Below are 13474 nucleotides of genomic sequence, written 5' to 3'. Positions count from 1 at the left end.
GAGCAGGCATCGGGGACACGAGGAGACGCAAACGAGACGTGTGAAACGTACGCCTCACGAATTTCAATCACACTTCAAAAAGCTTAGAGTGATTTCGATATAGCGTCAATCCGGTACCTTCCCCCATGCCGCCTTATGCCGGTCTATGCCGCTAACGGACTGCTGCGAGCGTACGTGCGGTCGTGCCAGAGCAGACAACCGGCGTCCGGCGTATTGCCGAGCCTCGTCGCGGCAACCGCGCCCACGATGATCGTGTGTGAGTAGCCATCGTGGGTGTCGAGTAACGTGCAGTCGAGCGCCACGGCAGCGTCGGTAAGAATGGGCGCCCCCGTTTGTAGAGCCGTCCATTGCGCAGGCTCGAAGCGTGCCGCGCCGCGCTGCTGCTGAAATCGCGCGACCAGCGTCCGATGCTCGGTCGACAGCAAATTCACGGCAAACCGTCCAGTCTCGAGAATGGCGTCATGCACAGACGCGCTTTTGTGAACGCAGACGAGAATCGACGGCGGCTCGGCGGATAGGCTGCACACCGCCGTCGCGATGATGCCGATGGGGCCGTCGGCGCTGCGTGTGGTCACGGCAGTAATGCCGCCCGGGAACGACGCCATCGCTTGCTGAAAGTCCGTAATTTGTACGGTGGAAGTCATGAAGTCGGCCTTTGTGGTTTGGATTGCGCGCTCAGCCTTGCCGATACGTCAACGGCTTCAGCCCGAGGTTCGCGCGAAGCGTCGTGCCTTCGTACTCGCTGCGGAACAACCCACGGCGGCGCAGTTCGGGCACGACCAGCTCGGCCATGTCGTCGATGCCGTGCGGCAATGTGGCCGGGCAGATATTGAAACCGTCGGCGGCTTCGTTACGGAACCATTCCTCCATCTGATCGGCGATATCGGCCGGTGTGCCGATGACCATGCGCACCGTGTACGTGGCCGCCACGCGCTGATACAGCTGGCGAATCGTGAGGTTCTCCTCACGGGCCATCGCCAGCAGGTTCTCGGCAATGCTGCGGATGTTGCGGCTGGGCTCGACCTGCGGCACGGGGCCGTCGACGGGGTAACCCGACAGATCGCCCAAGGCGTCGTAAAGGCTGGCTAGCCCGCTGATCGGGTCGATCAGTGCCTGCAACTGATCGAACTTGTCCTGCGCTTCCTGACGGGTACGACCAACGAACGGCGTGATGCCCGGCATGATCAGCAACTCGTCGGTCGCGCGGCCGTATGCGGCGAGACGGCCTTTCAGATCGCGGTAGTACGCCTGCGCATGCGCAAGGTTGTGCGAATTGCTGTAGACGAGGTCCGCTTCCCGTGCGGCCAGCGCCCGCCCCGCCTCCGATGCGCCCGCTTGCACGATGAGCGGACGCCCCTGCGGCGTGCGTGCCGAGTTGAGCGGCCCGCGCACCTGAAAGTGCTTACCGGTATGGTTCGGCACATGCAGCTTGGCCTCGTCGTAGAAGATGCCACTCGCCTTGTCGCGTAAGAAAGCATCGTCTTCCCAGCTTTGCCAGAGCGATTTGACGACTTCGACGAACTCGTCGGCGCGCTCGTAGCGTTCTTCGTAACCCAGATGCTCGTCGCGGCCAAAGTTGCGAGCCTCCTCGTTCGACCATGACGTGACGACGTTCCAGCCCGCACGTCCGCCGCTGATGTGGTCGATCGACGCGTACTTGCGAGCGACGTGGAACGGCTCGTTGTAGGTCGTCGACGCCGTGGCGATCAGGCCGATATGGGAGGTGTGCGCGGCAATGGCGGCCAGCAGCGTGAGCGGTTCCAGCTCGGCGTTGCGCATGTCGCGCGCTAGCGCGCCGCGCGGGTTGTCCTGCGCGCGAATGCCCAGCCCGTCGGCGAAGAAGATCATGTCGAACTTGGCCGCCTCGGCTTTCTGCGCATTGGCGAGAAAGTAGCGATAGTCGAGCGCACCGCCCGCTGGCACGTCCGGGTGACGCCATGCAGCGACGTGATAGCCGAGGTAGCGCATCGACAGGCCGAGTTTCATTTTGCGATCAGTCGTCATGGGGTGTCTCTTCAAAGGCTGACGGATGGAGGGGGCAGCGTTCGGCGTGGGCGCTAAACACCGCAGCGCGCCGCGACGTCGGCGAAACACCGGTCGCGAGACTCGCGCATGAAAGCGAGGAAGGTGCGGCACACCTTCGAGAGCGGGCGGCGGCGCGGGTACAGCAGGCCCACGCCGAAATCGAGACTGGGCCGCATCGGGCGCGCCACCACGCGGTCGAGGTTGGCGTGCACCGTGAACGGGTCGGCCAGCGCGACGCCCATGCCCAGATGGACGAATTCGCTGACCGCTTGCAAATACGACGTCTCTAGCGACGTCACGCGGCGCACGCCGTGCGCATCGAAGAACTGGTCGACGTGGTGACGCACCTGACAGACGTTGGTCATCGAGATGAACGGTAGCCCGTCGATATCTTGCGGCTGCAACTCGTGCTTAGCCGCCAGCGCATGCCCGGGCGGCACGATGGCGTAATACGGCACACGGCAGAACTCGTCGACGGCCAGGTCGGCGCGCGCAAACGGCAGTTCGGCCAGTCCAAAATCGGTCTGTTGCGCCGCGATCCAATCTTCGACGCGCGCCGACGATTGAATCTCTAGCGAGATATGCACGCCCGGGTGTTTCTCGCAGAACGCCTTAATGACACCGGGCAGAAAGCTCAGCCCCAACGCGGGCATACACGAGATGGCGATATGCCCAACGCGGTTCTGCTTCACATCCGCGGCCAGTTCACGGATGCGCTCGTACGAGCGGAAGGCGTGCTCGGCTTGCTCGAAGATCAACTGCCCCTCTGGCGTCGCGACCAGTCGGCCGTTAGCCCGGTCGAACAACGGCAGCGCGAGCGAGCGTTCCAGTTGCCCGATCAACCGGCTGACGGTCGATTGCGACGTCTCGAGCGTCTCCGCCGCACCGTTCACGGTGCCGGCCATGACGGTGGCGCGGAAGGCTTCCAGTTGTCGAATGTTCATCGTGAACTCCAGAGGGGCGGCCCCGGGATGTCTCCCGCGACCGTGAGATCATCTTGGCGTAGCGCCGGGTTGCAGACAATGACATCAATAAGCGTTGTCATTGCAGTTTCTGCATACGGTAGACGCACCGAAACCCATCGATGCGGGGCAAGCTGCCAAGGCCAAAAAGCCCGACGGCCTTGATGGGCCTGTCGGGCGCGAACGCTGTCGGTGCAACGGCGAGGCGAGCCCCGCGTTGCGCTGTCAGGTCATTACTCGGGTCACTACTCAGGTCATTACGTCACGTGCTTGCGGCTGGCGTACAGCCCGATGAGTGCGAAGGCAGCAATGATCACGATGTAGTACGCGGGGGCCATCACGCTGCCGGTCGCCTTGACCATGAAGCCGACGACCAGCGGCGTGATACCGCCAAAGAACGTCTGGGCGATGACATAGGCGATCGAAACGCCCGTGGTGCGGCACGACGTCGGGAACAACTGCGAGAGCAGCGACCCGATCGGCGCGTAGTAGAAGCTGTAGAACACCAGCGACAGCGTGCACTGGAAGACGGCCAGCGTGAGCAGTGACGGCGACCGAGTGAGCATCTGGAACAGCGGGAACACCAGAATGACCCCAAGGATCAGGGCGGTGCGCATGACTTTGACGGTACCCAGACGGTCAGCAGTAATGCCACCGATCATGGGGACGATCGTACAAACCACGCCACTGCAAATCGAGGCGATGAACGCGTCGTCTTTGGTCAGCCCGAGATTGTTGATCGCGAAGGTCGGCATGTAGAGGTTCAGGAAACTCGCCACCACACCGGCCGCCGCCACCACTGCACCAATCAGCACGAAACGCTTGTGCGACTTGAACGTCTCGGCCAGCGGGTTCTGCACCGTGGCACCCGTGCGCTTCACCTGCTCGAAATCGGCGGTCTCCTCGATCTTCGAGCGGATGTACAAGCCAACCGGTCCGATCAAGCAGCCGAACAGGAACGGCACACGCCAGCCCCAGGAATTGATCTGGTCTTGCGTGAGAAAGTGGTTTAGGCAATACGCGAATAACGACGCAGCCAGCACCGCGAGGCCCGACGCCGAGAATTGCAGGCTCGCGAAGAATGCCTTGCGCGAGGCGCTCTGCTCCGTCAAATACGAGTTCGCCGTGCCGAACTCCCCGCCGACCGAGAAGCCTTGCAGCAAGCGGCCGGTAACCAGAATGACCGGCGCCCAAACACCAATGACGTCATACGTCGGCGAGACGGCGATTAGCACGGTGCCTGCGAGCATCAGCATTGCCGCGAAACTCAAGGTGGTACGGCGGCCCACCTTGTCGGCCATGATCCCGAGCACGACGGCACCGACCGGCCGGATCAGAAATGAGCTCGCAAACGTCATCAGGCTGAACAGCAGCGCCGACTGCGGATCGCCCTGCGGGAAGAACAACTTGGAAATGGTGATCGCGAACATCGCGTACACCAGCAAATCGAACCACTCGAAGAACGTGCCAAAGTTCGCCGCGATCACGTCGCGGGTCCGATTGCCCTTGCGGGGTTGCCGTGCGGTGTAACAGCCGATTTCGGTGGTAGACATATGCGACCTTCCAGGGCGAGACATTGCAATGATCTGAGTCTGCATTCTGGGCAGCCGAAAACGACATCGATATTAGAGATTTCACCTACATGAAATTATTGACCGTTTTTCGGTGAAATTTCTTTCTGATTGAAATTTGGCAAAATTGGCGTCAGCGGGACAACGAGACTTGTCTGTTGCACCGGTGCGGAGTAAAAGTCGATCCACCGACGTCAACCGCAAGGTGTGCGCCCATGGATCAACCCGCCAAGCTCAACGCTGATTCGCTGGGCATCGTCGAATCGATCATCATGGGCATCGCCGGTACCGCGCCCGCCTACAGCATCGAAATCACCACTTCCACCATCATCGGCACCGCCGGCACCCTCTCGCCCGCGAGCATTCTGGTATGCGGGCTCATCATGTTCGGCATCGCCTACGCGTTTATCAACATGAACCGCGCCTTGGCCAGCGCGGGCACGTCTTACTCGTGGGTGAGCATGGTCTTCGGGCGAGCGCTCGGCTTTTTTGCAGGCTGGGCGTTGCTGGTGCTCTGTTGTGTCTTCATGGTGTCCGCCATGATTCCGGCGGCCAATGCCACCTTGCTCATCTTCGATCGCCCCCTAATGAACAACGTGCACTACGTGACACTGATCGCTGCCGCGTGGCTCACGGTGGTCAGCGCGGTGGTCGTCAAGGGGATCAAGCTCACAAGCTACGTGCAGGTGCTGATGACGATCGTCGAAGGCGTGATCTTGCTGGTGATCATCGTGGCGAGCTTCTTCATCTTCCCGCACGCGGCCGAGCACGCGTTTTCGTGGCGATGGTTCTGGCCGTTCGACTTCACGCCAAAGCTGTTTGCCAACGGGGCACTGGTGGCGATCTTCTTCTTTTACGGCTGGGACGTGACCATGAATCTCAGCGAGGAGACGCGGGACGCCAATCGCACGCCCGGTCGTGCCGCGTTCTGGTCGATGGTGTTTCTGATGGTGTTTTTTCTCGTGTTCATCGTCATTGCGCTGCTCGGGCTCTCGGACGCCGAGATCCAGCACTACAACACGAACATCATCTTCGCCATCGCCGAGAAGTTGTTCGGCCCGACGTGGGGCTACGTCGCGATCATCGCGGTATTGCTGAGCACGGTGGGCACGGTCGAGACGCAGATGTTGCAGTTCACGCGCACCCTGTTCGCGAAAAGCCGCGACGGCGCCCTGCACCACCGCTACGCTCGCTTGCATCCGGTTTGGCGCACGCCGCACGTCGCTATCTTCTTCATCTGGATCACCGGGCTGGTGCTGCTGCTGATGTCGTCGTATCTGCCGACCATCAACGTCATCCTTCAGGATTCGATTACCGCCATCGGTTTCCAGATTTGCTTCTATCTCGGGCTGACGGGTTTTGCGTGCGGCTGGTATTACCGCAAAGTGCTGACGCAAGGGCCGTGGGTGGCCGTCACGCATGTCATCTGGCCGGTCGCCAGCGGCGTGTTCCTGTTCTTCATTGCGCTATACAGCATCCCGACCTTCGACTGGGTGACCAACATCGTCGGGATGGGCGGCATTGCCATCGGTGCCGTCCCATTGCTGCTCAACCGCAAGCGGATTTGGCGAACCGCACCCGGTTGATCGTCCCGGCTACTTCACGCGCAAGGCGAGAACACACCCGATCACAATGCCCCAGAAGGCGCTGCCGATACCGAAGACAGTGACGTCGCTTAGCGTAACGACAAGCGTTGCCAAGGCGCTTAGCGAAACCTCCGACGTAAACGCACTCACCAGCGACTTCTGAATGACGCCCAGCATCGACAGCCCCGCGAGGATGGCGGTGAACGCCATCGGCAGACTCGTGAGCAGGCTGGCGTAGGCGGACGACAGCAACCCGATGCCCACAAACAAAGCGCTCGCCGTCACGGCACCGATCCAATGCCGTCCCGACGGCCCGTCAGACACGAGTACCGCATTGCACGGACCGGCCAGCACCGACGGGCAGCCGCCAAACGGGGCGGTGAGGCACGTCAGGATGGCGCTGCTATAGGTGACGAGGCGTGTCGATACCGGATACCCCGCCGAGCGCCCCACCGCGATGCCTTGGGCATTCTGCACGAACAGGATGGTCACAAGCATGGGCACCAGCAGTTCCGACATCGCCCTGCCGTTCCACACCGGCGCGCTCAACTGCGGCGTGGCAAACCAACTATCGATGCTCGAAGACGGCCAATGAAAGCCGGTTAGCGCGAGCGCGACGGCCCCCGCCACAGCAGCACCGATGATGGGCGGCAGCCAGAGGTTGCGAAACTGGTTCATCCACAGCAGGCCGAAGAACGCGAGCACCATGGCGGCACCTAAAACCGGTGCCGCGACACTTTGCGTCACGATGGCGATCGCATACCGCATGAAGAGTCCTGCGATCATCGCCATGACGATCGGCATCGGCACCCACTTGTCGAGCAGCGCAATCGCGTTCGTGAGCGCGAGTAGCACCAGCACCGCCGCGCATGCGAGATACACGCCGATGGCGGCGCCAAGTCCGTAATGCGCAATGACGGGGGCGGCCAACACCGTCCCGGGAATGGTCCAGAGGAAGACGAGCGGCTGCCGTGTCTTCCAACTGATCAGCAAACTGGCGAGGCCATTGACGGCCAACGCCGAGAATATCCACGACGACGTCTGATGGCCGCTAAGCCCCGCTTGCTGCGCGGCCGAGATAATAATCACGACCGGTCCCGTCGCGGAAAAACTGGCGGCCACCAGCGCGAGCGTGAAGTACAGCGCAAAGGCACGCCCGGGCGCGAGGGTAGCGGTGTTCTGTGTGGACATGGGAGCCTACGGCGACGACTTGACGTATTGAGGCGAAAACACCCCGCTCGTTGGCCGTCCCCGTGTGCCGTGAATCCAACCACCAGGGACGGCAAGACTGCGCGGCCTAATTACTCGAGCGCGTCTTCGGCGGGCGCGCGCCACACCAAGCCGATGACGGCGCCCAGAACACACAACCCGGCGACATACCAAGCGGGCGCCATGGTGATGCCTTGCTTACCGACCAAGAACGACGCGATAGCGGGTGCGGTCCCGCCGAACACCGCATAGGCCGTGTTGTACGACAGTGCGAAGCCCGTGAATCGAACGCTCGGCGGGAAGCTCTTGATGATGATGTAGGGTCCCAGCGTAATCGTGCCGATCAGGAATCCGCCCGCGATATAGAGCGACCAGATGGCCGTGCCGTCACGCTGCAATCCCAGATAGAACGCGCCGCACACGATAAACATCGCCACACAGCCAATGGCGTAAGCCCGCCCACCACCGATGCGGTCCGCCGCCCATCCGGCCACAATGCTGCCGAGAATGAGACCGAAGATTGACCAAGAGTTGTTGGCGAACACCACGTTGGGTGCCAGATGGAACTGGGTCTGAAGAAACGTCGGCGTGTAGAGAAAGTAGATCACGAAGATGCCGGAGAACACCCACGTTGCCAGCATCGAATACACCACGGCACGGCGATGCTGCGTCAGCACCACGGCGAGCGGCAGACGCGCGTCAGCGGCGCGCTTCGCCCGCAGCGCTTCAAACACCGGTGTTTCATGCAAATACCGGCGCAGGTAGACCGACACCAGCCCGAAAACACCACCGGCAATAAACGGCAAGCGCCAGCCCCAGCTCTTCAAGTCCTCTGCCGCGAAGTTGCCCATCAGGTACTTGGCGCTCAGGGCACCGAGCAGAATGCCAAGGCACAAGCCGCCCATCAGCAAACCGCACGCGAGGCCCACGCGGTCGCGCTTGACGTGTTCGGCGCAGAAGATCCATGCGCCCGGAACTTCGCCGCCGACAGAAAGCCCTTGCAGCACCCGGCACAGCAAGAACAGCAACGGCGCCGCCATGCCCACCGTGGTGTAGCTGGGCAGCAGACCGATCAGCAGCGTTGGCGCGGCCATCAGGAACAGACTGAGCGCGAACATCTTCTTGCGGCCAATGCGATCGCCAAAGTGCGCGAAGAAGATGCCGCCAATCGGTCGGACCAGATAACCCGCCGCGAAGATACAGAACAACTCGAGTTGCGCCAGCCATTCCGGCGTTTGCGGCGGAAAGAAAACGGTGGCGAGCAGTTTGGTAAAGAAAACGGCAACGATGAAGTCGTAGTACTCCAGCGCACCGCCTAAGGACGCTAGCGCCAGCGTTTTTACATCGTTCCTGCGTAGTGATTCTCCACGGATCTCAACAGCATCCGTCGTTGCGGAAGTCGAACTCATGAAAATCTCCAAAACTTTGTCAACCCGGGGCGTCGTTTCGTGGGTGCCGAACGACTTCTAATTAGAGATACGACTACGCTTGCGCTTGCCTCCTCTCGGTCATAGAGAAAGCCTCATCGCGCGTGACCACGGCGGCGTACTTCTGCGCCATATCGAACAGGTTGGCGTCATGAGGGCCAAGGGCACGGTCGCCGACACAATCGGACAACACGACCGGCCGGAATCCGTATTGCATGGCGTCGACCACGCTGGCGCGCACGCACCCGCTGGTGACCGCCCCGGCGACGAATAGCGTGCGCACGCCGTGCTGCGTGAGCCACGCGGCGAGGCCCGTGCCGAAGAACGCCGACGGCACCGTCTTGCGCACGACGAGTTCCCCCGCCTGCGGGGCCAGTGCGGGCACGATGGCGCTGTTCGCGTCGTGCTCTTTCAACTTGAGCATGCCCGGCACTTTCAGCGTGAAGACGTTGGCATCGGCGTCGTTATCGGCGAATACGATGCGGGTATGCGCCACGGGCCATTGCATGTCGCGGGCGTGTGCCAGGAACGGAACGGTTCGTGCGATGGCGTCGGGGATGTTGCCGCCGCCAAAGACCGCCGGATCGGCAAAGCCGTTCACGAAGTCGACGATCAACAGCCCGAAGGGCGCGACGGGTGTGAGCGCATTGCCGAAGCTCTGGCGCCGGTAGGTCTCAAGGTCATCGGTCATGCTTATCCCCCAGGTAGTCAGTGACGACGCCACGCTTGACGACGGCGACACCGTCCAGATAGACGTCGCAATTTCGCAGCGGAATATCGATGTGACAGGCCGTCGTGCGGCTGCCACCGGCCTCGTTGTTCGGTCCGAGCGAGAACAGGAAATTGCCTTCGAACGCACGCGCGTCCATGCCGATCGTGGCCTCCCGGTCGTACAGCCCCAGCGTCGACCAGCGCGCCCGGGGTTGCAGTCCCCACCCGATGTGCGAGATGGCGTAGGCCTCGGGGTCTTCGAACGTCGCCATGTAGTTCGCAAGCAACTGCGCATCGACGCCGCCGTTGATCTCGATCGCGTAGCCGCCCTCCACCGTTAGTTCGATCGGGTCGGTGACGTACGATTTCTGAGGCAAAAGGATGTCGCCCCGGTCGATCACGATGCGCCCCGACGCTTGGCCGTCGTTGGGAAACGTCAGCGCGAAGCCGCTCGGCCAGTGGTCCCAGCGGCCGGGCTCGTCGACGTAACCGTATTCAGCAATGGGTTCGAACTCGCCCAGCGGACAACGAAAGTCCGTGCCCGCCGCCGAGACGATGTGCATTTCTCTCGCCTCGGCGATGCGCTTGCGTGCGGCGAGCACCCGCGTTCTGTCCGATTCGCTCGGCACCAGCCGGGTAAGCACTTCGGGCGGCTCGACGGCGAGCAAGATCTTGGTGCCCGACTTGAGAATGTCTAACTGCTCGGGCGAGAACAGCAGCGTCATCAGATCCAGCACCAGATCGCTTTCCTTGAGCGCCGCAATCGCTGACCGGTTGCCGGTCAGCGGTGTCGTGCCGAGGTAGGCCAACTGATCGCGGCTGAGCGATTTCTCGGCGTTGACCGGCGGCAGATCGAGGCGATTGACGATCGCGCCCATCGACTGCGTTGCGATCAATGCCGTGGAAAGCGTTTGCGGGTGCGTCGAAGCGCTGGTCAGAATGGTGACGGTCTGCCCCGCCTCCAATTTCGACAGCTTGAGGACTTTCGTCCACGCCTCCACCATCTGATAGTCACTGACGGGCATGGGAGCCTCCGTGCGCAATCGGGTTGAGATGTCGGTCGGTAGACGCGTCGAGCGGCGCGCCGAGAAAGCCGCCGAACGCCGCGTAGAAGCCGTCCTCGTTGTCCCACGGAATCATGTGGCCCGCGTCGGCGACACGCACGTGGTCGAGGTGCGGCATCGCCTGGCGAATCTCCGTCACGTCGGCGTCGCGTACGACGTCGCCGCGCTCGGCCGTCATGAGCAGCGCCGGGATGTCCAGCTTCGGAAGATCCGCGTGCACATCGTCGGTATGAAACCCGTCGAAGCTGGCGCGAACGGCAAGTTCGTTGCAGGTAGGGAGCCATTGCGCGCGCAGTTGAAGCTGCGCTGGCGTCCACGACGGGCAGAACGCTCGCATGTCGTCACCGCTCATGCCGATTTGCGACTGCCGAATCGAGTCCACATACCACGGCAGTTGCGCGGGATAGGCTCGTCGGCCCGGGCCCGAGACCGGGGGATCGATCATCGCAAGACGTCTGAGCCCAGCAGGTTGCTTGGCGGCAGCGCGAATGCCGATGCGCGCCCCCATGGAGTGCCCCACGACGCTGTAGCGATCGAGGTTCAAGGCCGCGGCGAACGCGATCAAGTCGGCCGCCTGAGCATCGAGGCTGTAGTCAAGATCGTCCCCCGCCGACGACAGCCCCCGTCCGCGCACATCAAGGACATAGGTGTCGAACGTGGCGCCGAAGCGCTCGCCGACGAAGGCCCAAGTCGCCGCAGGACTGGTAATGCCCGGCACGATAATCACGGGGTCGAGTCCGCTGTCACGCGGCTCGGCAGCGCAGAACCGCAGGTAATGCTGACGGATGCCATTCGCATGAACATGGCCGCCATATCGATAGGTGGATTGCATGAATGCCTCGCGAAGCGGTCGGTTCAATACGCGCCGGAAAGCAGCGCCCCGGCACCGGGAACGACGGCCTCGAGCTCAAGCCGTTTGAGCATCGCGTAAGTCGTGGCGACAGCCGCGGTGATGACGGGCTTGCCAGTCATGGCTTCCACTTTCGCGATGGCAGGCAGCGAGGGCATTTGCACGCAAGCCGACAGCACAATGGCATCGGCATCGCGGTAGTTCAGCGATTTGACGATCTCCGGCAGCCGTTCCGGGTCGTGTCGGCCCACGTCGAGGTTGTCTGGGATTTCGAGCGCGCGATAGTCGATCACCTCATAGCCCTCGTTGCGGATGTAATCGACCACGAGTTCCGTGAGCGGCTTCATATACGGTGCGACCACCACAATGCGTTTGGCACCAATGACCTTGAGTGCATCGACAAGCGCCCCGGCGCTGGTAATCACGGGGGCTGCCCCGCCGTTCTCGACCGTTCGGGCACGTAGGCGCTCTTGCGAAACCCGGTGATAGCCGTGCCCCATGGCCATGATCGCCACCAGACACGCGTAGCCGAGCACATCAACGCGCGCGTCGCTCAACTCGGTTGCGCAGCGATCCGATTCCGCGTCCATAGCCGCCAACTCCTCCTTGACGACCTTCTTCATCCGCATACGCGCCGAATGAAACGTAAAACGCTCCGGACGGATAGACTGCCGCGCGAGCAGCATCTGCGGAATTTCGGTTTCCATCGTCGTGTTCGAACTAGGGACGATCTGTCCGATTCGATAGTGCTTAGTCATGCCCTGACTCCCTCGATATTTTCTGGTTTGGCGAGCTATCGCTAGTCAGGCCGGTTGACGGAAACGGTCGACGCAACGACGGGCGTCGTACTCGTAGACCCATTCGGCCTTGATGCCGACCGCATTCGGATTGGCCTTCTGCTGCTCGCGCATTTCGCGGTCGCGCTTTTCCAGTTCCTCGGGGGTCGCAAGGTGATAGGTACGCCCACGTTCGCGGGCCTCCAGTTGCACGCGCGCGGTACGCGGACGGCGCTCTTCCTCGTAGGCGGACAAGGCTTCTTGCAAGTCGTCGAAATGAGCGAGCGCCTGAGCGAGGACATATCCGTCTTCGATGGCCATCGCTGCGCCCTGCGAGAGGAACGGCAACATCGGGTGCGCGGCGTCGCCGAGCAGCGTGACTGCGCCCTTCGACCATTGAGGCATCGGGTCGCGATCGAACAGCCCCCACTTGAACGTCGTGGCGGAGTCGGTCATTCGGAACAGATCGACAATGTCGCTGTGCCACCCGGTGAACGCGGCAAGCAGTTCTTCCCGCGAGCTCGGCTCGGTCCACGATTCCGCCACCCATTTGTCGCTCTCGGCCACGGCGACGATGTTCACCGCCGCGCCACCTTTGACGTAGTAGGTGACGATGTGGGACTTCGGGCCCATCCAGAACGAGGCGTCCGGGCTGACGAACGGCAACGGATGCTGATCGACCGGCACGAGCGCACGCCAGCACATATGCCCGGTGAAGCTGGCCGGTGTCTTGCCCCAGAGGCTATTGCGAACGACCGAGTGAATGCCGTCGGCGCCGACGATCAGATCCGCCTCGAAAGTCGACCCATCGGCAAACGACGCGACGGCCCGACCGTTGCGATGCTCGACGCCGGTACAGGCGGCATTGAAGGTGACTTTGTCGGCGTCGATTCCCTCGCACAGGAGGCTGAGCAAATCGGCACGATGAACGTGGTAGAAGTTCGCGTCGAAGAGCGTCGGACAGACGGCTTTGAGCGGCGTGCGGAACAACTGACGCGCGTCTTCCCAGTTGCGGCCCACCATGGCTTCGGGCAGGAAGCCGACTTTCTGCAATTCCCCGCCCAGCCCAAGGGCATTGAGGACTTTGACGGCATTCGGTGTCATCTGCACCCCGGCGCCGATTTCGCCAAAGGCCGGTGCACGCTCAAAGATGTGGGCATCGATGCCCTGCTGATTCAAGGCAAGTGCCAGTGCCGCACCGCCGATGCCGCCACCAATAATTCCGACTTTCATGTTGACTCCTTAATTCGGTGTACTACTTATAGACGCAGCTATCTCGCTCACCACGTAGCC

Annotated in this window: 12 protein-coding genes; 1 reads left to right on the top strand and 11 read right to left on the bottom strand. The window is 62.1% G+C overall.

Annotation, left to right across the window (positions count from 1 at the left end):
• Positions 1–143: 143 nt before the first annotated feature.
• The 4 genes from PPN31114_RS04000 to PPN31114_RS03985 form a co-directional block, all read right to left on the bottom strand.
• Entirely contained in the window at positions 144–644 is a 501-nt protein-coding gene (locus PPN31114_RS04000; RefSeq protein WP_150678176.1) for a flavin reductase family protein, read from the bottom strand.
• 31 nt (positions 645–675) lie between these two features.
• Entirely contained in the window at positions 676–2004 is a 1329-nt protein-coding gene (locus PPN31114_RS03995; protein ID WP_150678175.1) for an LLM class flavin-dependent oxidoreductase, read from the bottom strand.
• A gap of 53 nt (positions 2005–2057) precedes the next feature.
• A complete protein-coding gene (locus PPN31114_RS03990) occupies positions 2058–2969 on the bottom strand; it encodes a LysR substrate-binding domain-containing protein (protein WP_150678174.1) in 912 nt (303 codons plus the stop codon).
• A gap of 275 nt (positions 2970–3244) precedes the next feature.
• Positions 3245–4540 carry an MFS transporter gene (locus PPN31114_RS03985; protein ID WP_150678173.1) on the bottom strand — a complete coding sequence of 432 codons (1296 nt, stop codon included), beginning with the start codon at positions 4538–4540 and terminating at the stop codon, positions 3245–3247.
• A 233-nt stretch (positions 4541–4773) separates the two neighbouring features.
• On the opposite strand from PPN31114_RS03985, the gene PPN31114_RS03980 reads away from it, so the two are divergent.
• Positions 4774–6144: an APC family permease gene (locus PPN31114_RS03980; protein WP_150678172.1), complete on the top strand. Its 1371-nt coding sequence runs from the start codon at positions 4774–4776 to the stop codon at positions 6142–6144.
• A gap of 9 nt (positions 6145–6153) precedes the next feature.
• Here PPN31114_RS03980 and PPN31114_RS03975 read toward each other — a convergent pair whose 3' ends face one another.
• The 7 genes from PPN31114_RS03975 to PPN31114_RS03945 form a co-directional block, all read right to left on the bottom strand.
• Positions 6154–7335, bottom strand: a complete 1182-nt coding sequence (locus tag PPN31114_RS03975) for a benzoate/H(+) symporter BenE family transporter (RefSeq protein ID WP_150678171.1) — start codon at positions 7333–7335, stop codon at positions 6154–6156.
• 110 nt (positions 7336–7445) lie between these two features.
• A complete protein-coding gene (locus PPN31114_RS03970) occupies positions 7446–8762 on the bottom strand; it encodes an MFS transporter (RefSeq protein ID WP_150678170.1) in 1317 nt (438 codons plus the stop codon).
• Between the two features lie 73 nt (positions 8763–8835).
• Positions 8836–9471 (bottom strand): isochorismatase family protein, encoded by a 636-nt coding sequence (locus tag PPN31114_RS03965; protein ID WP_150678169.1) that lies wholly within the window; start codon positions 9469–9471, stop codon positions 8836–8838.
• Complete coding sequence (locus tag PPN31114_RS03960) at positions 9461–10516, bottom strand: 2,5-dihydroxypyridine 5,6-dioxygenase NicX family protein (protein WP_150678168.1); 1056 nt, start codon at positions 10514–10516, stop codon at positions 9461–9463. The genes PPN31114_RS03965 and PPN31114_RS03960 overlap by 11 nt, the downstream gene beginning before the upstream one ends.
• Positions 10503–11387, bottom strand: a complete 885-nt coding sequence (locus tag PPN31114_RS03955; protein WP_150678167.1) for an alpha/beta fold hydrolase — start codon at positions 11385–11387, stop codon at positions 10503–10505. Before PPN31114_RS03955 ends, PPN31114_RS03960 begins: the two co-directional genes overlap by 14 nt.
• 23 nt (positions 11388–11410) lie before the next feature.
• On the bottom strand, positions 11411–12163 hold the full coding sequence (locus PPN31114_RS03950) for a maleate cis-trans isomerase family protein (protein WP_150678166.1): 753 nt from the start codon (positions 12161–12163) through the stop codon (positions 11411–11413).
• 45 nt (positions 12164–12208) lie between these two features.
• On the bottom strand, positions 12209–13414 hold the full coding sequence (locus PPN31114_RS03945) for an FAD-dependent monooxygenase (RefSeq protein WP_150678165.1): 1206 nt from the start codon (positions 13412–13414) through the stop codon (positions 12209–12211).
• Positions 13415–13474: the final 60 nt, after the last annotated feature.

The sequence above is a fragment of the Pandoraea pneumonica genome, assembly GCF_902459645.1.
GTDB lineage: Bacteria > Pseudomonadota > Gammaproteobacteria > Burkholderiales > Burkholderiaceae > Pandoraea > Pandoraea pneumonica.
Note: the sequence above shows the minus strand (reverse complement) of the source record. Positions and strands in the feature narration are given on the sequence as shown.

Coding starts and splice junctions, on each gene's coding strand:
- PPN31114_RS03965 (WP_150678169.1), bottom strand. CDS start 9,471: ATGACCGATGACCTTGAGACCTACCGGCGCCAGAGCTTCGGCAATGCG.
- PPN31114_RS03980 (WP_150678172.1), top strand. CDS start 4,774: ATGGATCAACCCGCCAAGCTCAACGCTGATTCGCTGGGCATCGTCGAA.
- PPN31114_RS03945 (WP_150678165.1), bottom strand. CDS start 13,414: ATGAAAGTCGGAATTATTGGTGGCGGCATCGGCGGTGCGGCACTGGCA.
- PPN31114_RS03950 (WP_150678166.1), bottom strand. CDS start 12,163: ATGACTAAGCACTATCGAATCGGACAGATCGTCCCTAGTTCGAACACG.
- PPN31114_RS03975 (WP_150678171.1), bottom strand. CDS start 7,335: ATGTCCACACAGAACACCGCTACCCTCGCGCCCGGGCGTGCCTTTGCG.
- PPN31114_RS03990 (WP_150678174.1), bottom strand. CDS start 2,969: ATGAACATTCGACAACTGGAAGCCTTCCGCGCCACCGTCATGGCCGGC.
- PPN31114_RS03995 (WP_150678175.1), bottom strand. CDS start 2,004: ATGACGACTGATCGCAAAATGAAACTCGGCCTGTCGATGCGCTACCTC.
- PPN31114_RS03970 (WP_150678170.1), bottom strand. CDS start 8,762: ATGAGTTCGACTTCCGCAACGACGGATGCTGTTGAGATCCGTGGAGAA.
- PPN31114_RS03960 (WP_150678168.1), bottom strand. CDS start 10,516: ATGCCCGTCAGTGACTATCAGATGGTGGAGGCGTGGACGAAAGTCCTC.
- PPN31114_RS03985 (WP_150678173.1), bottom strand. CDS start 4,540: ATGTCTACCACCGAAATCGGCTGTTACACCGCACGGCAACCCCGCAAG.
- PPN31114_RS04000 (WP_150678176.1), bottom strand. CDS start 644: ATGACTTCCACCGTACAAATTACGGACTTTCAGCAAGCGATGGCGTCG.
- PPN31114_RS03955 (WP_150678167.1), bottom strand. CDS start 11,387: ATGCAATCCACCTATCGATATGGCGGCCATGTTCATGCGAATGGCATC.